The following is an 18,909-nucleotide window of genomic DNA, read 5'->3' as shown; positions in this document are numbered from 1 at the left end:
CAAGGTCGCCGGCACCGGCCGAAGACGCCGACGGTCCTTCAGGGAACCGCGAGTTCGGCGGCGTACGGCGGCTCCGCACCGCCCGGGAGCAGGTGATCGCGGCCGCCCGCGCCGCGAAGCGCAGCAGCGTCGTCCAGCCGTCGGCGTCCAGCCCCAGGAGCGCCTCGGCGGACAGCGCGTCCCGAGCCGCAAGACCGTGCAGCAAGGCCGCGTTCACCGTGTCACCGGCGCCGATCGTGTCCACGACGGCGACCTCCTCACCCGGGACGGAGTACACGGTGCCGTCACGGGTGAAGGCGCTGAGACCGTCACCACCATGGGTGACCACGACCGCCGACGGCCCCGACGCCAGCCACTCGTGCGGGGTGCCGCCCAGCCACAGCGCGTCCTCCTCCGAGAGCTTCAGGAGCGTCACCGACGGCAGCCAGCTCTTGAACCGCGCCCGGTAGGCGTCCGGATCCGGGATCAGAGCCGTCCGGATGTTCGGGTCGAGGGCGATGAACAGGCCCTGCCCGGCCGCGCCGCGCATCAGCTCCTCGTAGGCGCTCGCCCCCGGTTCCAGGACGAGCGAGAGAGTCCCGAAGGAGACCGCGCGGGTGGCGGCCGGGAGGGCGACCGGAGCGGTGAACAGGCGGTCGGCCGTGCCGTCGACGTAGAAGGAGTAGGAGGCGGAGCCGTGCGGGTCGACGGTGGCGACCGCCAGGGTGGTCGGCTCCGCGCCGCGCGCCACGAGGGAGACGTCCACCCCCGCCCGCCGCAGCCCGTCCAGCAGGGCCTCGCCGAACGTGTCGTTCGAGGCGCGGGAGCAGAACGCGGTGGGGGAGCCCAGACGGCCGAGCGCCACGGCCGTGTTGTACGGGCCGCCGCCGAGCGCCGGTCGCAGGGCGGCGAGGGCGCCCGTGCCCTGCGGTACCAAATCGATCAGCGCTTCACCGGCGACGACGATCACGAGGGGGTTCCTTTCCTGGAGGGCTCGGGGTCCTCGGGCTGTTCCCGACACCCGCACGAGGTCCGGTGCACGAAGGTGCAGGGGAGCCGTACGGTGCGGGCGGGCCGGTCGGGTGCGGCCAGTCGCTCCAGGAGCACCCGGACCGCCTCGGCACCGATCTCCCTGCTGGGTTGGGCGACGGCGGTGAGCCGGGGCGAGAACAGATCGGCCCAGGCGAAGTCGTCGAAGCAGCACAGGGCGATGTCGTCGGGCACGGAGCGGTCGTGGGTCTGGAGGGCGCGCAGCGCGCCGATGGTCATCGCGTTGTTGGCGGTGACGAGCGCGGTGGGCGGCGCCGCGAGCGCCATCAGGACGGCGACGGTCCGCTCGGCACCGGTGGACTCGGAGTTGCCGGAGACGACCAGGTCATCGTCCGGGGCCAGCCCGGCGGCGGCAAGCCCCTGCCGGTATCCGGTGATCCGCTCGTCGGTGGTGCTCAGCCCGGGCAGCCCCGCGACCAGGCCGATCCGTCGGTGCCCCAGGGCGGCGAGATGGGTGACGAGCCGGGCGGTCGGCCCGGTGTTCTCGGCGCAGACCTGGTCGAAGCGCGGGGCGGGGGCCGCGTGGCCGTCGATCACCCGGTCGAGCAGGACGGTCGGCACGGCATGGCGGCCGAGGTAGGCGAGAAGTCCGCCCGGGGCGCCGGAAGGAGCGACGATCATGCCGTCGACACGGCGTTCGTGCAGGAGCTGGACGACCTTGCGTTCGTGTTCGGGGTCGTCGTGGGGGTCGGCGATGAGCAGGCTGTAGCCGTGCTCCAGGGCGGCGGCCTCGACACCCTGGAGGATGTCGGTGAAATAGGGGTTGCTGATCGCCGACACCGCGAGCCCGATGGAGCGGGTGCGGGAGGTCACCAGGGAGCGGGCGAGGGTGTTCGGGGTGTAGCCCAGTTCCTCGATGGCGTCGAGGACGGCCTGGCGGGTGTGCGGCAGCACCGGGCGGGTCTCGTTCAGCACATGGGAGACGGTCGCCACGGAGACACCGGCACTGCGCGCCACGTCGGCCATGGTGGGCATGGGTTCCCCTTCTCCGCTTCCCCGCCTGGGCCAGGCTCCCGGTTTCACGCCGGGGCTGCCGCGGGCCTCCGGCCGGGAAGCTACTCCATCCGGCGTCCCCGCGTAAACGCTTGCGCAAGCGTTTACGTCCCACGCGGGCGGGCCGCCCCGAGCGCCGACCCGCCCCGAAGCGGGACAGAAGCACCCAGGTATCGTCGCCCTGCACGATTCCGGGCGACCGTTCCGTGACGGTGCTCCCCGCTGCCGCGGTCCGCCCCCGGTGACGCCACCGCACGCCTCCGCGGACCCGCCCCCGCCCCCGACCCCTGGGAGACCCTCATGACCGCCCGTCCCTCCGCGAGCCGTCGTACCGTCCTGCGCGGGACGGCGGCCGTACCGGTCGCCGGACTGGGACTGGCGGCCTGCTCGGCGCCCGGTGGGGGAGCCGCGGCGGACGCGACACCGACCGCGCCCGTCGACCTCGGGGCCGAGGGCGAGGTCGCCAAGGGCGGTGCCAAGCTCTACCGGGAGCACAACGTCGTCGTGAGCCGGTCCGGCGACGGCACCCTGAAGGCGTTCAGCACGATCTGCACGCACGCGGGGTGTCCGATCAACAAGCTCCAGGGGACGACGCTGGTCTGCCCCTGCCACGGCAGCGAGTTCGATGCCGTGACCGGGAAGGTGGTGCGGTCGCCTGCCACCGAGCCGCTGAACGAACTGCCGGTCAAGGCGGCGAACGGCCGGATCGTGGCCGGGCCGGGCGCCTGAGATCGCGAACTGTCTCCGCGGGCCGTTCCAGCCGCTCGGGTCAGTCCCAGTCCCAGCCGATGCCGAGCAGACCCGGCCGTACCCGGGGCTCGACCAGGTGGACGGAGCGGTGCAGCCCGCTCAGCGGCAGGTTCTGCCGGCCGCTGCGCGGGGCCGCGGCCGAGTGCTGGGTGAACCGTTGGCACCGGGCCGGCAGAGCGCCGACGGCGAAGCGCACCTGGAGGGTGTACTGACCGCCGGGAAAGCCGAACCCGCGCACGTACTCACGGGAGACACCGGCCGTGCCGTCCTCGACGGCGTAGCGGAAGAGGAAGGTGTCGCCGGAGCGCAGCTGGGTGTCGAAGAGCAGCTCGGCCACGAGCAGGCCGGTCTCCTGGTCCGAACGGACGCGCCCCGTACGGCAGTTCTCCAGCGCGTGCATGCGCATCTGCTGCGGGGCACAGCCCGGGTCGCCGTGGTGGACGGCCACGAAGCGGTCGATGCCGTCCCGGTGGGCGCGCACGATGTGCTGCGACTCGCGGCCGGCCAGTTCACGCTGGGCGCCGATCCGCACCCGCTCGTGGTGTCCCAGGGCGTGCAGGCCGCCGTCGAGGGACCAGCCGAGCTCGGCCTGGAGCCGGTCGACGACGTCGGAGGCCTTGACCAGCGAGCGGTAGGAGCGGGCCGCGGGACGGCGCATGGCAGAACCCTGCTCGGTCTCGGCCAGGAGGCGTATCAGGGACTCGTCCGGGAGCTGCAGGATCTCCTCCAGCGCGCGGACGGCCCGCAGCGACTCCGGACGCTGGGGGCGGCGGGCACCCTGCTGCCAGTAACTCAGGCTGGTGACGCCCACCTTGACCCCGTGACGCGACAGATGGTGCTGCACGCGCTGGAGCGGCAGCCCACGGGCGGCGATCGCGGCGCGCAGTGCCACATGGAAGGGGCCGCCGTGCAGGACCGAGTCCAGTTCCGCGGTGGCGACGTCCGCGTGCTGTGTGCCGTGCCGCATGCAGGGGGCCTTTCTCTTGGGGGGTTCTCAACGGCTGGTCAGGCCGTTGGCGCGGTGGGGGCCACCCCGTCGGTGCCGGGGCGGCCGCGCTTGGGTACGCCGCGTCGGCGGGCCGTCGCTCGCGGCCCCGAGTTCCCCCGCATTGAAGCGTGTTGACCAATCCCCGACAACACCTTGGGCCGGCCGAGGGCGTTCACCTGGCCGAGGCGTGACCCCGCTGCGGGCGGATCGAGCGGGTTCGGTGGCGCCGGACGCGCCCCGTCGAGCGAAGATCGTCAGAAGGAGAGGTGAGAAGGGGAGGAGGAAGCCGCGCACGCCGCGTCGTGACCGGCTCGGCGGCTGCGCAGGGGCCCGGCACGGGACGCCGACCGGCCTCTCGCACGCGCCGCGCCTCAACCGTTCGCGGCGGCGCCGACGTGGCCGATTCCAAGACCGGGACGGGCTTGCGGGCGGACCGGGACGACCCTCGACCGCGGACAGCGAACGAACGTCCCCGCACGGTTCCCACGCCGCCGCCCCCGCACCCGCCACAGGCCGCCGCCCGAGGCCTCCGACGCCAGAACCCCGGACCCGGCGTGCCGCCCCGGCTCCCGGCCGTCCCGGACGCCCCCCCCGGGAGGCCACAGGGCGGCGCGGTGTCGGCGCTCGCCAGTAGGGTGTGAGACATGGCCGACCCCTCCAGCTACCGCCCCAAGCCGGGACAGATCCCGGACAGTCCCGGGGTGTACAGGTTCCGTGACGAGCACCGCCGGGTGATCTACGTCGGAAAGGCGAAGAGCCTGCGCCAGCGCCTGGCGAACTACTTCCAGGACCTGGCGAGCCTGCACCCCCGCACCCGGACGATGGTCACCACCGCCGCGTCCGTGGAGTGGACCGTGGTGTCCACGGAGGTCGAGGCGCTCCAGCTGGAGTACTCCTGGATCAAGGAGTACGACCCCCGGTTCAACGTCAAGTACCGCGACGACAAGAGCTACCCGTACCTCGCGGTGACGATGAACGAGGAGTTCCCGCGCGTCCAGGTGATGCGCGGTCACAAGAAGAAGGGCGTGCGCTACTTCGGCCCGTACGGCCACGCCTGGGCCATCCGGGACACCGTCGACCTGCTGCTGCGCGTGTTCCCGGTGCGCACCTGCTCCGCCGGGGTGTTCAAGAACGCCGCCCGCACCGGCCGCCCCTGTCTGCTCGGCTACATCGGCAAGTGCTCGGCCCCCTGCGTCGGCCGGATCGACCCCGAGGACCATCGCGAACTGGCCGAAGAGTTCTGCGACTTCATGGCGGGCCGCACCGGCACCTACCTCCGCCGTCTGGAGAACCGGATGACGGAGGCGGCCGAGGAGATGGAGTACGAGCGGGCCGCCCGGCTCCGTGACGACATCGGTGCCCTCAAGAAGGCCATGGAGAAGAACGCGGTCGTGCTCGCCGACGCGACCGACGCCGACCTCGTCGCCGTCGCCGAGGACGAGCTGGAGGCGGCCGTCCAGATCTTCCACGTGCGCGGCGGACGGGTGCGCGGCCAGCGCGGCTGGGTGACGGACAAGGTGGAGGAGATCACCACCGCCGCTCTCGTCGAGCACGCCCTTCAGCAGCTCTACGGCGAGGAGACGGGGGACGCCGTTCCCAAGGAGGTGCTGGTCCCGGCCCTGCCCGACCCGTTGGAGCCGGTCCAGGAGTGGCTCACCGGCCGCCGCGGGTCGAACGTCTCGTTGCGGATTCCGAAGCGCGGCGACAAGAAGGCCCTGATGGAGACCGTGGCGCGCAACGCCCAGCAGGCGCTCGCCCTGCACAAGACCAAGCGTGCCTCCGACCTCACCACGCGGTCGCGCGCGCTGGAGGAGATCGCCGACGCCCTGGACCTGGACAGCGCCCCGCTGCGCATCGAGTGCTACGACATCTCCCACCTCCAGGGCGACGACGTGGTGGCCTCCATGGTCGTCTTCGAGGACGGCCTCCAGCGCAAGAACGAGTACCGCCGCTTCCAGATCAAGGGTTTCGCCGGGCAGGACGACGTGCGTTCCATGCACGAGGTGATCACCCGCCGCTTCCGCCGCTACCTGGCCGAGAAGGAGAGGACGGGGGAGTGGGTCGAGGACGGCGACACCGAAGCCCCCCTCACGGGCGGCGAAGCCCCCACGAACGCCGCCCTCGTGGGCGTCGGCATCCACTCCGACGGCGCCCCGGTCAACGGCTTCAAGGAGGAGGACGGCCGCCCCAAGAAGTTCGCCTACCCGCCGCAGCTCGTGGTCGTCGACGGCGGCCGGCCGCAGGTCGCCGCCGCCAAACGCGCACTCGACGAGCTGGGCATCGACGACATCGCCGTCTGCGGTCTCGCCAAGCGCCTCGAAGAGGTCTGGCTGCCCGAGGACGAGGACCCCGTGGTCCTGCCCCGCACCAGTGAGGGTCTCTACCTGCTCCAGCGTGTCCGCGACGAGGCGCACCGCTTCGCCATCACCTACCAGCGCACCAAGCGGGCCAAGCGGTTCCGCGCCGGCCCATTGGACGACGTACCGGGCCTCGGCGAGACCCGCAAACAGGCGTTGATCAAGCATTTCGGCTCGGTGAAGAAGCTGCGGTCCGCCACAATCGAACAGATCCAGGAAGTCCCCGGGATAGGCCGCAAGACGGCCGAGACCATCGCCGCGGCCCTCGCCCAGGCGGCCCCGGCCGCACCCGCCGTGAACACGGCGACGGGAGAGATCATGGATGACAGGGAAGACGAGGCGCCCGAGACGACGGCGGACGCCTCGGGGGAGCCCGTACCCGCGGGCGCCCCGGACGATCGACGGGGGCAGGAGAGATGACCGAGCGAGACGCACAGGGCACGGCCGGGCGAGATCCGGCGTTCGGCGAGACACAGGGCGAGCCAGGGCGAACGCACAGCGAGGCGCGCCAGGATCAGCCGCAGCAAGCGGAAGCGGTCCAGGAAAACGGAGCAGAAGTGAGCACGGACGTCACCCCGGCCGGGGCCGCGGAGGCGGCCATCCCCGAGCTGGTGATCATCTCCGGCATGTCGGGAGCCGGTCGTTCGACGGCTGCGAAGTGCCTGGAGGACCTCGGCTGGTTCGTCGTCGACAACCTCCCGCCGGCCCTGATCCCCACCATGGTGGAGCTGGGGGCCCGCTCCCAGGGCAACGTGGCCCGGATCGCGGTCGTCGTGGACGTGCGCGGCCGGCGCTTCTTCGACAACCTGCGGGAGTCCCTCGCGGACCTGGACAGCCGGGGCGTCACCCGCCGGATCGTCTTCCTGGAGTCGTCCGACGACGCGCTGGTCCGCCGCTTCGAGTCGGTGCGCCGCCCGCACCCCCTTCAGGGCGACGGCCGGATCGTCGACGGCATCGCCGCCGAGCGGGAGCTGCTGCGCGAGCTGCGCGGCGACGCCGACCTGGTGATCGACACCTCCAGCCTCAACGTGCACGAGCTGCGCGCCAAGATGGACGCCCAGTTCGCCGGCGAGGAGGAGCCCGAACTGCGGGCGACGGTCATGTCGTTCGGGTTCAAGTACGGCCTGCCGGTCGACGCCGACCTGGTCGCCGACATGCGGTTCCTGCCCAATCCGCACTGGGTTCCGGAGCTGCGCCCGTACACCGGGCTCAACGAGGAGGTGTCGGCGTACGTCTTCAACCAGCCGGGCGCCAAGGAGTTCCTCGACCGGTACGCCGAGCTGCTGCGGCTGATCGCGACCGGGTACCGGCGCGAGGGCAAGCGGTACGTGACCATCGCCATCGGCTGCACGGGCGGCAAGCACCGCTCGGTCGCCGTGTCCGAGAAGCTCGCCGCCCGCCTGTCCGCCGAAGGAGTGGAGACCGTAGTCGTGCACCGGGACATGGGGCGCGAGTGACCGGACGTCCTCCTCGGCTGGGCAGGCTGCGCCGGATGGTGCCGGAGAGCCGTGCGGGCCGTCCGGTCGAGGTCCGTGGCGCCCGGCCGCGCCGCCGGGGCACCCAGCCCAAGGTGGTCGCCCTGGGCGGCGGCATGGGCCTGTCCGCCTCGCTCGCCGCGCTGCGCCGGATCACCGGCGACCTCACCGCCGTCGTCACCGTCGCCGACGACGGCGGCTCCAGCGGGCGGCTGCGCGACGAGCTGGGTGTGCTCCCCCCGGGTGATCTTCGCAAGGCGCTCGCCGCGCTGTGCGGGGACGACGACTGGGGCCAGACCTGGGCCCGGGTCATCCAGCACCGCTTCCAGTCCAAGGGCGACCTGCACGAGCACGCGGTCGGCAACCTGCTGATCGTCGCCCTGTGGGAACAGCTCGGTGACCATGTCCAGGCCCTGGACCTGGTCGGCAAGCTGCTCGGCGCGCACGGGCGGGTGCTGCCCATGTCCGCCGTGCCGCTGGAGTTGCAGGCCCTGGTCAAGGGGCATGATCCACAGCGGCCGGACGAGGTGGACATCGTCCGGGGTCAGGCCACCGTGGCCCTGACGCCGGGTGAGGTGCAGTCCGTGCACCTGGTGCCGCACGACCCGCCGGCCGTGCCGGAGGCCGTCGAGGCGGTACTGGACGCGGACTGGGTGGTGCTCGGCCCCGGTTCCTGGTTCTCCTCGGTGATCCCGCACCTGCTCGTCCCTGAGCTCAGTGACGCGCTCACCGAGACGAAAGCCCGTAAGGTCCTGTCCCTGAACCTGGCACCGCAGCCGGGAGAAACCGAAGGCTTCTCCCCGCAGCGTCATGTGGAGGTTTTGGGGCGACACGCCCCTAAACTCGCCCTGGACGTGGTGCTGGCCGACGAGGCCGCAGTGCCCGACCGCGACTCGCTCACCGAAGCCGCCAAGCGGCTGGGAGCCGCGGTCGAGCTGGGCCCCGTGGCCCGGACCGACGGTTCACCCCGGCATGACCCGGAGCTGTTGGCCGCCGCGTACGACCGTATTTTTCGGATGCATGGAAGGATCGGCCCATGGCGATGACGGCAGCGGTGAAGGACGAGATCTCCCGGCTACCCGTCACCCGGACCTGCTGCCGGAAGGCGGAGGTCAGCGCCATTCTGCGGTTCGCGGGCGGCCTCCACCTGGTGAGCGGGCGCATCGTGATCGAGGCGGAGCTGGACACCGCGATGGCCGCCCGGCGCCTCAAGCGGGACATCCTGGAGATCTTCGGCCACTCCTCCGAGCTGATCGTGATGGCGCCCGGCGGGCTGCGCCGCGGCTCGCGCTACGTCGTACGGGTGGTTGCCGGCGGTGACCAGCTGGCCCGCCAGACCGGGCTCGTGGACGGCCGGGGCCGCCCGATCCGGGGCCTGCCCCCGCAGGTGGTCTCCGGGGCCACCTGCGACGCCGAGGCGGCCTGGCGCGGCGCCTTCCTGGCGCACGGCTCGCTGACGGAGCCCGGCCGTTCCTCCTCCCTGGAGGTCACCTGCCCCGGCCCCGAGGCCGCCCTCGCGCTGGTCGGCGCGGCCCGCCGGCTGTCCATCGCCGCGAAGGCCCGCGAGGTGCGCGGGGTGGACCGGGTGGTCGTCCGTGACGGTGACGCGATCGGTGCCCTGCTGACGCGGCTCGGCGCGCACGAGTCGGTGCTGGCCTGGGAGGAGCGCCGGATGCGCCGCGAGGTGCGCGCCACCGCGAACCGCCTCGCCAACTTCGACGACGCCAACCTGCGCCGCTCCGCCCGTGCGGCCGTCGCCGCCGGCGCCCGGGTGCAGCGTGCCCTGGAGATCCTCGGCGACGAGGTCCCCGAGCACCTCGCCGCGGCCGGCCGGCTGCGCATGGAGCACAAGCAGGCCTCCCTGGAGGAGCTGGGCGCGCTCGCCGACCCGCCGCTGACGAAGGACGCGGTGGCCGGCCGGATCCGCCGGCTGCTCGCGATGGCCGACAAGCGCGCCTCGGACCTGGGTATCCCGGGCACCGAGGCCAACCTCTCCGAGGAACTGGCCGACAACCTCGCGGTCTGAGACGGTGTCGGACCGCCGGGCCGACGACCGATCGTGGTCGCCGGCCCGGCGTTTACGAGCCCGTGGTCCGCTCGTGTACTCCCTGTGAGCTGGCCGTGAGTCGCCCTTGACTCGATCATGAAGTGTCATGAGCCTGGCATGAGTTCGCCGCCGTGGCGGACCACTGCTAGGGGGGTACATGAGACACAGAGCGAGATCGATCCTCGCTGTCGGCGCGCTCCTGATCGGCGGAGCCGCACTCGCGCCCATGGCCCAGGCACAGACCGGGGGTTCGGGCAGCACCGGCCCGGACGAGGTGAAGGTCTTCCGCGCCGACGTCACCAAGAAGCAGATTCCCCTGTTGCTCAAGGCCGGCCAGGACGGCCACGAACTCGGCGACCAGGTCACCGGATCCGGGAAGACGGAGGTCGAGCTCTACCTCACCGACCAGCAGGCCGGGAAGCTGCGGAAGCAGGGTGTCGCCCTCACCGAGCACACCCTCTCCGCCAGGGCCGAGGCGCGGGTCGACCACGCCGCCCAGGGCGTCTTCCGCCCCTACAGCGGCAGCGGCGGGCTGAAGGAGGAGATCCTCCGCACGGCACAGGCCGAACCCGGCCTCACCAAGGTCGAGTCCATCGGGAAGACGGTCGGCGGCCAGGACATCCTCGCGCTCAAACTGACCAAGGGCGCGAAGAAGTCGAAGGACGGCTCCAAGCCGTCCGTGCTGTACGTGTCGAACCAGCACGCGCGGGAATGGATCACGCCGGAGATGACCCGCCGGCTGATGCACTACTACCTGGACAACTACCGCACAGACAAACGCATCAAGAAGATCGTCGACTCGACCGAGCTGTGGTTCGTCCTCTCGGCCAACCCCGACGGCTACGACTACACCTTCCGGAGCCCCGACACCCGCCTGTGGCGCAAGAACCTGCGGGACGTCAACGGCGACGGGGTCATCGGCACGGGTGACGGCGTCGACCTCAACCGCAACTTCGGCTACAAGTGGGGCTACGACGACGAGGGTTCGTCCCCCAACCCCACCAGCGAGACCTACCGCGGCGCGAGCCCCGAGTCCGAGCCGGAGACCAGGGCGCTGGACGGCTTCGAGAAGCGGATCCGGTTCACGTACGGCATCAACTACCACTCGGCCGCCGAACTGCTCCTCTACGGCGTCGGCTGGCAGGTGGCCACCCCCACCCCGGACGACGTGCTCTACAAGGCGCTCGCCGGCACCCCGGACAACCCGGCGATCCCCGGCTACCACTCCCAGGTCTCCTCGGAGCTGTACACCACCAACGGCGAGGCGGACGGCCACGCATCGAACGTCAACGGCATGGCGATGTTCACCCCGGAGATGTCGACCTGCCAGACGGCCTCCGACATCGACCCGAACGACGCCTGGAACGCCGCCGACTGCCAGTCGGTCTTCAACTTCCCGGACGACGAGAAGCTGATCCAGGACGAGTTCGTGAAGAACATCCCGTTCGCGCTCTCCGTCGCCGAGACCGCCGCCCACCCCGACCGGCCGAGTTCCTCGGTCGGCCTGAGCGCCGCCGACTTCACCCCGGCGACGTTCACCACCTCGTACGCGCGCGGAGCCGACCAGGAGGTCTCCGTCGTCGTCCGCAAGGCGGTCCGCGACAAGAAGCTCAGGTACCGCGTCGACGGCGGCCGCACGCACGAGACGGCGCTCAGGCACTGGAAGGGCGGCAAGACCTACGGCGGCGCGGACGACCTCTACTTCGACGAGTACCGGGCCAGGGTGAAGGACGGCGCACCCGGCGACAAGGTCGAGGTCTGGTTCACCGGCGAGAGCAGGGGCGGCAAGAAGGTCTCCAGCAGCCACTTCACGTACACCGTGGCGCGGCGACCCGCGGCGGACACCCTGGTGGTCGCCGAGGAGGGGGCCAAGGCCACCCAGGCGGGGACCTACGTCGACGCGCTGAAGGCCGCCGGGCACAAGGCGGTCGTCTGGGACGTCGCCACCCAGGGCGCGCCCGACGCGCTCGGCGTGCTGGCGCACTTCAGGACGGTCGTGCACTACTCCGGCACGAACGGACCCGGCAACGACACCCAGCTCCAGCTGCGCGCCTACCTCAACGAGGGCGGCAAGCTGATCGAGGCCGGCGAACTGGCCGGCGGCAGCGTCAACCTGGGTGACGGCACCCCGTCGGACGACTTCAGCCAGTACTACCTGGGCGCCTACTCCCGTACCTCGACGCCGGGGGCCACCGGCTTCACCGGCTCCGGCGCGCTGGGCGGGTTCTCCGGCCCGCTGAGCGGCACCGGCGCCAACCCCCTCGACAAGGCCGGCACCTACTCCGTCACCTCGGACCAACTCGCCGCCGACACCTACCCCCAGTTCGCCAGCGCGGGCGCGGGACGGTTCGCCGGGACCGTCAACCCGTACGGGCCGTACTCCGGGTCGTACATGGCCGCGGCCGTCCACACCGACGACTCCTACAAGCGCCTCACCCGCACCGTCGACCTCACCGGTGTCACCGCGGCCGACCAGCCGACCCTCAGCACCAAGCTGCTGTGGGACACCGAACCGGGCTACGACCACGCGATCGTCGAGGTCCACACGGTCGGCGCCGACGACTGGACCACGCTGCCCGACAAGGAGGGCGCCGCCAAGGGCGCCGTACCGGCCGACTGCGGAGCGGGCTTCCTGATCGCCGAGCACCCGTGGCTCAAGCACTACCTGACCATCGGGGACGGAACGTGCGCCGCGACCGGCACCAGCGGCGCCTGGCACAGCTTCACCGGTAGTTCGGCGGGCTGGCAGACCGCCAGCTTCGACCTGAGCGCGTACGCCGGCAGGTCCGTCGAGGTCTCCGTCTCCTACGTCACCGACCCGGGCACCGGCGGGCACGGCGTCCTCCTCGACGACGCCTCGCTCGTGCTCGACGGCAAGGCGACCGAGACGGCGGGCTTCGAGACGTCCCTCGGCCCCTGGAGCGTCGCCGGGCCGCCCGCGGGCAGCCCGGCCGTCCTCAAGGACTGGGCGCGCACGGGAGCCCTGTTCCAGACGTACGGCGCGGTCACCACGGACCGCAGCGTGCTGCTCGGCTTCGGTCTGGAACAGGTCACCTCGGCCGCCGATCGTGCCGCTCTGGTGAAGAAGGCGTTGGCGGCACTCGACAAGTGAGCCGACCCGCTCACGAACGAGTGAAAGAAGAGTGAACACGGGTCGGCATTGCCGGTCATAACCGGGCAATTCGATCCATGATCCGAGGTGGTCCGTACCCCTACTGGCGGGTACGGACCGCCTCGCCGTGTATGGGGCATCTGGATGTCACCACGGGAGCCTCAGGGAGGTAGGGTCGTGGGTGGTCGGGGACATCCCAAATACAGCTCGCCGGCACCGCATGGCCGGCGTACCAACGAGGAGATCGGTTCGTGACGATCCGCGTAGGCATCAACGGCTTCGGTCGTATCGGTCGCAACTACTTCCGCGCGCTGCTGGAGCAGGGCGCTGACATCGAGATCGTGGCTGTCAACGACCTGGGTGACACCGCGACCACCGCGCACCTGCTGAAGTACGACACGATCCTGGGCCGCCTCAAGGCCGAGGTGTCGCACACCGCCGACACGATCACCGTCGACGGCCACACCATCAAGGTGCTGTCCGAGCGCAACCCCGCCGACATCCCCTGGGGCGAGCTGGGCGTCGACATCGTCATCGAGTCGACGGGCATCTTCACGAAGAAGGCCGACGCCGAGAAGCACATCGCCGGCGGCGCCAAGAAGGTCCTCATCTCGGCTCCGGCCAAGGACGAGGACATCACCATCGTGATGGGCGTCAACCAGGACAAGTACGACCCGGCGAACCACCACGTCATCTCCAACGCCTCCTGCACCACCAACTGTGTGGCGCCGATGGCGAAGGTCCTCGACGAGAACTTCGGCATCGTCAAGGGCCTGATGACGACGGTGCACGCGTACACCAACGACCAGCGCATCCTGGACTTCCCGCACAAGGACCTGCGCCGCGCCCGGGCCGCCGCCGAGAACATCATCCCGACCACCACGGGTGCCGCCAAGGCCACCGCGCTGGTCCTCCCGCAGCTCAAGGGCAAGCTGGACGGCATCGCCATGCGCGTCCCGGTCCCGACCGGCTCCGCCACCGACCTGGTCGTGACGCTGCAGCGCGAGGTCACCAAGGACGAGGTCAACGCCGCGTTCAAGAAGGCCGCCGAGGACGGCGACCTGAAGGGCTACCTGGCGTACACCGAGGACGAGATCGTCTCCTCGGACATCGTCAGCGACCCGGCCTCCTGCACCTTCGACTCCTCCCTGACCATGGTCCAGGAGGGCAACACGGTGAAGGTCCTCGGCTGGTACGACAACGAGTGGGGCTACTCGAACCGCCTCGTCGACCTCACGGTCTTCGTCGGCAACCAGCTCTGATCGACCGAGCACGCACCTCGATGCGGTAGCAGGGCTCGGGCAGCGCACCGTCGCGCCGCCCGAGCCCTGACGCGCGTAAGGATCGACCCGCCGTCTACGGTTCGATCAGCCCTCGTACGATCAAGAGCCCTCCTGTAGGAGTCCCCAACCATGAAGACGATCGACGAACTCCTCGCCGAAGGCGTCGACGGCAAGCGGGTCTTCGTCCGCGCCGACCTCAACGTGCCGATGGCCGACGGCCTCATCACCGACGACGGCCGCATCCGCGCCGTACTGCCCACCGTCAAGGCCCTCGCCGACGCGGGCGCCAAGGTGGTCGTCGCCTCCCACCTGGGCCGCCCCAAGGGCGCCCCGGACCCGCAGTTCTCCCTGCTGCAGGCCGCCGAGCGGCTCGGTGAACTCCTCGCCGCCCCGATCGCGTTCGCCCAGGACACCGTCGGCCCCGCCGCCCACGACGCCGTGAACGGCCTCGAGCCCGGCCAGGTCGCGGTCATCGAGAACCTGCGCTTCAACGCCGGCGAGACCTCCAAGGACGACACCGAGCGCGGCGAGTTCGCCGACCGGCTCGCCGCCCTCGCGGACGTCTACGTCGGCGACGGCTTCGGCGCCGTGCACCGCAAGCACGCCTCCGTCTACGACCTCCCGGCCCGGCTGCCGCACTACGCCGGCTACCTCATCGCCACCGAGGTCGGCGTCCTGAAGAAGCTCACCGAGGACGTCAAGCGCCCCTACGTCGTCGCGCTGGGCGGCGCCAAGGTCTCCGACAAGCTCGCCGTCATCGACGAGCTGCTCGGCAAGGCCGACCGGATCCTCATCGGCGGCGGCATGGCGTACACCTTCCTCAAGGCCAAGGGCTACGAGATCGGCAGCTCCCTCCTCCAGGAGGACCAGCTGGCGGCGGTCACCGAGTACATCGAGCGCGCCGAGAAGACCGGCGTCGAGCTCGTCCTGCCCGTCGACACCGTCGTCGCCCCCGAGTTCCCGGACCTGAAGACCAAGGCTCCGGCCGACCACACCACCGTCGCCGCCGACGCCATGCCGGCCGGCCAGATGGGCCTCGACATCGGTCCCGAGAGCGGCGCGCTGTACGCCGCGAAGCTCGCCGACGCCGCGACCGTGTTCTGGAACGGTCCGATGGGCGTCTTCGAGCACCCCGACTACGCCGCGGGCACCCGGGCGGTCGCCCAGGCCCTCGTCGAGTCGAACGGCTTCACCGTCGTGGGCGGCGGTGACTCCGCAGCCGCCGTGCGCATCCTCGGCTTCGACGAGAACGCGTTCGGACACATCTCGACCGGTGGCGGCGCCTCCCTCGAATACCTCGAGGGCAAGACGCTCCCCGGCCTCGCCGCACTGGAGGACTGACCCCGCTATGACCACCCGCACGCCGATCATGGCGGGCAACTGGAAGATGAACCTCAACCACCTCGAGGCCATCGCACACGTCCAGAAGCTCGCCTTCGCCCTGGCCGACAAGGACTACGAGGCCGTCGAGGTCGCCGTCCTGCCGCCCTTCACCGACCTGCGCTCCGTGCAGACCCTGGTCGACGGCGACAAACTCAAGATCAAGTACGGCGCCCAGGACATCTCGGCGCACGACTCCGGCGCCTACACCGGTGAGATCTCCGGCCCGATGCTGGCCAAGCTGAAGTGCACGTACGTGGTCATCGGCCACTCGGAGCGCCGCCAGTACCACCACGAGACCGACGAGACGGTGAACGCCAAGGTCAAGGCCGCCTACAAGCACGGCCTGACCCCGATCCTGTGCGTCGGCGAGGAGCTGGAGGTCCGCGAGGCCGGCAACCACGTCTCCCACACCCTCACCCAGGTCGAGGGCGGTCTCAAGGACCTCCCCGCCGAGCAGGCCGAGTCGGTCGTCATCGCCTACGAGCCCGTGTGGGCCATCGGCACCGGCAAGGTCTGCGGCGCCGCGGACGCCCAGGAGGTCTGCGCCGCCATCCGCGGCAAGCTCGCCGAGCTGTACGGCCAGGAGCTGGCCGACCAGGTCCGGATCCAGTACGGCGGCTCCGTCAAGTCCGGCAACGTCGCAGAGATCATGGCCCAGGCCGACATCGACGGCGCTCTGGTCGGCGGTGCCTCGCTGGACACCGACGAATTCGTCAAGATCGTGCGTTTCCGCGATCAGTGAGCACACCCGCGAGTAGGCGCTAGCGACGATCCGTCGTACCCTTGCGGGGCCGAGACCTGAAGGGAAGCCGCTGCACGCTCCGCGTGACGGTCCCGGCCCCGCAGTCCATCCGTATCCGAGGAAGTTGGTCCAGCCGTGGTTTTGGGGTTCTCGATCGCCCTGATCGTCTTCAGCCTGCTGCTGATGCTGCTGGTGCTGATGCACAAGGGCAAGGGCGGCGGCCTCTCCGACATGTTCGGTGGCGGCATGCAGTCCTCCGTCGGCGGCTCCTCGGTCGCCGAGCGGAACCTGGACCGGATCACCGTGGTGATCGGTCTGCTGTGGTTCGCGTGCATCATCGTCCTCGGCATGCTGATGAAGACGAACAGCTGATCCGCGACTCGCACACACGCACAATCCGTACGCAAGGCCCCATGTTCGGTACGCGCACCTGAGCGCGGCCTATCATGGGGCTTGCGTCTAGGTGCGGGGACGGTAACTCCCCACACTGGACGCGCGTTGGGCCTTACGTAGACTGAGGCGCTCGCAACGAAGCGACACGCCGACTCGCTTCGCGGCACCATCACGCAGGGAGTTACGACCGTGGCAAGTGGCAACGCGATCCGAGGTAGCCGGGTCGGGGCGGGGCCGATGGGCGAGGCCGAGCGCGGCGAGTCCGCGCCGCGTCTGCGCATCTCCTTCTGGTGCTCCAACGGGCATGAGACGCAGCCGAGCTTCGCCAGCGACGCGCAGGTGCCCGAGACCTGGGACTGCCCGCGCTGTGGCTTCCCGGCCGGTCAGGACCGGGACAACCCGCCGGACCCGCCGCGCACCGAGCCGTACAAGACGCACCTCGCGTACGTACGGGAGCGGCGCAGCGACGCGGACGGCGAGGCGATCCTCGCCGAGGCGCTCGCCAAACTGCGGGGCGAGATCTAGGAGTTGGTACCGGCCGGGAGCCTTCGGGTGTCCGGCCGGAGTCGTCTGCGCGGCCGGTGCCCGGCCCGTTGTCAGTGGTGCCCTCTACGGTTTGCACATCGGCGAATCATGAAGGGGCGACGGTGACGACGGGGGAGCGGGCGCCCGCGTGGCGCGGGGGATTCGGACGGCTGTGGACGGCCGCCGTCGTGTCCCGGTTCGGGGACGCGTTACGGACGTCCGCGCTGCCTCTGCTGGCCGCGCGCCTGACCGACGACCCGCTGGCTGTCGCCTCGGTGACCGCCTGCGGCTACGTGCCGTGGCTGTTGTTCGGGCTCCTCGGCGGCGCCGTCGCGGACCGGGTGGACCAGCGCCGTGCCATGTGGGCCGTGGACACCGTACGAGGGCTGCTCGTCGCCGCCTTCGCGCTCGCCGTGGCACTGGGGCACGCCTCCATCCCGCTGCTGCTGGCGCTCGCCTTCGCGCTGACCACCCTTCAGACACTCTTCGACAACGCGTCCACGGCGCTGCTGCCCGCCCTGGTGGACCGCCGGGCCCTGGGTGCCGCCAACGCCCGGCTGATGACCGGTCAGCAGGTGGCCGGCGGGCTGCTCGGCGCCCCGCTGGTGCCGCTGCTGCTCGCGGCCGGCGCGTTCATGCCCTTCGCCGCCGACGCCAGCACCTACCTGGCCGCCGCCGCGCTGGTCGCCTCCCTGCGGACGCGGCCCCCGGACCGGGCGCCACGCCCGGCCGGCAGCACCCTGCGCACCGAGATCGGCGAGGGCCTGCGCGCCCTGTGGCGGGACCGGGCCCTGCGGGCGGCCTGTGTGGCCACCCTGCTGTGCAACATCGGCATGGGGGCCCTGATCGCCACCCTCGTACTGCACGTGACACGCTGGCTGCACGCGGGCACCGCCGGATACGCGGCGGCCATGACCGCGTACTCGGCGGGCAGCATCGGCGGCGGCTTCCTCGCCCAGCGGGTAGCCCGCCGCACCGGACGGGTGGGCGCCCTGCTGGCCGCCGGCACGGTCCAGACGGCGGCCCTGCTCCTCGTCGGCACCGTCCGGCACCTCGGCGCCCTGGTCGTCGGCATGCTGCTGCTCGGCGCGATGAACATGGTGTGGAACGTCAACCAGGTCACGCTGATGCAGCACCGCGCACCCGAGTCGATGACCGGCCGGGTCGCCGCCGCCTTCCGCACCTCCTCCACGTCCGGAGCGCCGCTCGGCGCGCTCCTGGGCGGAGCCGTCGCCGGGACGTACGGTCTGAACGGCCCGGCACTCCTCGCAGCCCTCCTCTTCGCGCTCGCCGTCACCTCGTTGATACCGGTGCGCCGGCCGGACGTACCTGTTGTTGCGCCGCAGGACAGCGCGACACCAGGCGGCGTCCCGCGCTGATCAACTAGGTTGGGACCGGCAGACGGGGCAGCCGTGCAACAGGACAGGTGCAAGGAAGAAGGCTGAAGTCGCACATGAACGCAGACGGCCGTACCAGGCTCAACCAGACGCCCGAGTGGACCGCGCTCGCCCGGCACCGCGAGGAGCTCGCCGACACCCGTCTGCGGGACCTGTTCGCGGCCGGCCCGGGACGCGGCACGGGCTACACCCTCCAGGTCGGCGACCTCCACATCGACTACTCGAAGCACCTGGTCAACGACGAGACGCTGCGGCTGCTGCGCGAGCTGGCCGCCGCCACCGACGTGTTCGGGCTGCGGGACGCCATGTTCCGCGGCGAGAAGATCAACATCACCGAGGACCGCGCGGTGCTGCACACGGCGCTGCGCGCCCCGCGGGACGCGGTGGTCGAGGTCGACGGCGAGAACGTCGTACCGCGGGTGCACGCGGTCCTGG

General features: G+C 71.2%; 14 protein-coding genes and 2 pseudogenes. 13 read left to right on the top strand and 3 right to left on the bottom strand.

From position 1 onward, the window contains the following. Window positions 1–38 precede the first annotated feature (38 nt). Window positions 39–949, bottom strand: a pseudogene (locus AB0958_RS29790) (carbohydrate kinase). Next, window positions 946–2,004 (bottom strand): LacI family DNA-binding transcriptional regulator, encoded by a 1,059-nt coding sequence (locus AB0958_RS29785; protein WP_366893566.1) that lies wholly within the window; start codon window positions 2,002–2,004, stop codon window positions 946–948. The pseudogene AB0958_RS29790 and the gene AB0958_RS29785 overlap by 4 nt, the downstream one beginning before the upstream one ends. Window positions 2,005–2,322: 318 nt before the next feature. On the opposite strand from AB0958_RS29785, the gene AB0958_RS29780 reads away from it, so the two are divergent. Next, window positions 2,323–2,751: a Rieske (2Fe-2S) protein gene (locus AB0958_RS29780; RefSeq protein ID WP_366893565.1), complete on the top strand. Its 429-nt coding sequence runs from the start codon at window positions 2,323–2,325 to the stop codon at window positions 2,749–2,751. Window positions 2,752–2,791: 40 nt separating this feature from the next. Here AB0958_RS29780 and AB0958_RS29775 read toward each other — a convergent pair whose 3' ends face one another. Further along, the gene (locus AB0958_RS29775) at window positions 2,792–3,739 is read right to left on the bottom strand and encodes a hypothetical protein (RefSeq protein ID WP_366893564.1); all 948 of its coding nucleotides are present in this window, start codon (window positions 3,737–3,739) and stop codon (window positions 2,792–2,794) included. 665 nt (window positions 3,740–4,404) lie between these two features. On the opposite strand from AB0958_RS29775, the gene uvrC reads away from it, so the two are divergent. From uvrC to AB0958_RS29715, 12 genes and pseudogenes are all read left to right on the top strand, one after another. Continuing rightward, window positions 4,405–6,537 (top strand): excinuclease ABC subunit UvrC, encoded by a 2,133-nt coding sequence (gene uvrC / locus AB0958_RS29770; protein WP_366893563.1) that lies wholly within the window; start codon window positions 4,405–4,407, stop codon window positions 6,535–6,537. After that, window positions 6,534–7,574, top strand: coding sequence for an RNase adapter RapZ (gene rapZ / locus AB0958_RS29765; RefSeq protein WP_366893562.1), 1,041 nt, complete (start codon window positions 6,534–6,536; stop codon window positions 7,572–7,574). Before uvrC ends, rapZ begins: the two co-directional genes overlap by 4 nt. Further along, complete coding sequence (gene yvcK, locus AB0958_RS29760; protein ID WP_366893561.1) at window positions 7,571–8,638, top strand: uridine diphosphate-N-acetylglucosamine-binding protein YvcK; 1,068 nt, start codon at window positions 7,571–7,573, stop codon at window positions 8,636–8,638. The genes rapZ and yvcK overlap by 4 nt, the downstream gene beginning before the upstream one ends. Further along, window positions 8,629–9,618 (top strand): DNA-binding protein WhiA, encoded by a 990-nt coding sequence (gene whiA, locus AB0958_RS29755; protein ID WP_132886120.1) that lies wholly within the window; start codon window positions 8,629–8,631, stop codon window positions 9,616–9,618. Before yvcK ends, whiA begins: the two co-directional genes overlap by 10 nt. A 178-nt stretch (window positions 9,619–9,796) precedes the next feature. Beyond that, window positions 9,797–12,751, top strand: coding sequence for a M14 family zinc carboxypeptidase (locus AB0958_RS29750; RefSeq protein WP_366893560.1), 2,955 nt, complete (start codon window positions 9,797–9,799; stop codon window positions 12,749–12,751). Between the two features lie 251 nt (window positions 12,752–13,002). Continuing rightward, window positions 13,003–14,013 (top strand): type I glyceraldehyde-3-phosphate dehydrogenase, encoded by a 1,011-nt coding sequence (gene gap, locus AB0958_RS29745; protein WP_366893559.1) that lies wholly within the window; start codon window positions 13,003–13,005, stop codon window positions 14,011–14,013. A gap of 150 nt (window positions 14,014–14,163) precedes the next feature. Next, window positions 14,164–15,375, top strand: coding sequence for a phosphoglycerate kinase (locus AB0958_RS29740; RefSeq protein ID WP_366893558.1), 1,212 nt, complete (start codon window positions 14,164–14,166; stop codon window positions 15,373–15,375). Between the two features lie 7 nt (window positions 15,376–15,382). Continuing rightward, on the top strand, window positions 15,383–16,159 hold the full coding sequence (tpiA, locus tag AB0958_RS29735; RefSeq protein ID WP_366893557.1) for a triose-phosphate isomerase: 777 nt from the start codon (window positions 15,383–15,385) through the stop codon (window positions 16,157–16,159). A gap of 141 nt (window positions 16,160–16,300) precedes the next feature. Then, complete coding sequence (gene secG / locus AB0958_RS29730; RefSeq protein WP_046733461.1) at window positions 16,301–16,531, top strand: preprotein translocase subunit SecG; 231 nt, start codon at window positions 16,301–16,303, stop codon at window positions 16,529–16,531. Between the two features lie 210 nt (window positions 16,532–16,741). Next, the gene (locus tag AB0958_RS29725) at window positions 16,742–17,077 is read left to right on the top strand and encodes an RNA polymerase-binding protein RbpA (protein WP_003976875.1); all 336 of its coding nucleotides are present in this window, start codon (window positions 16,742–16,744) and stop codon (window positions 17,075–17,077) included. Between the two features lie 170 nt (window positions 17,078–17,247). Beyond that, window positions 17,248–18,456 carry an MFS transporter gene (locus AB0958_RS29720; RefSeq protein WP_366893595.1) on the top strand — a complete coding sequence of 403 codons (1,209 nt, stop codon included), beginning with the start codon at window positions 17,248–17,250 and terminating at the stop codon, window positions 18,454–18,456. A gap of 74 nt (window positions 18,457–18,530) precedes the next feature. Beyond that, a pseudogene (locus AB0958_RS29715) lies at window positions 18,531–18,909 on the top strand (glucose-6-phosphate isomerase); the annotation flags it as partial.

It is taken from the genome of Streptomyces sp. NPDC006655 (assembly GCF_040703965.1).
In the GTDB taxonomy this organism is placed as follows: domain Bacteria; phylum Actinomycetota; class Actinomycetes; order Streptomycetales; family Streptomycetaceae; genus Streptomyces.
The sequence above is the reverse complement of the archived record's forward strand: the minus strand, read 5'-3'. Positions and strand labels throughout refer to the sequence as shown.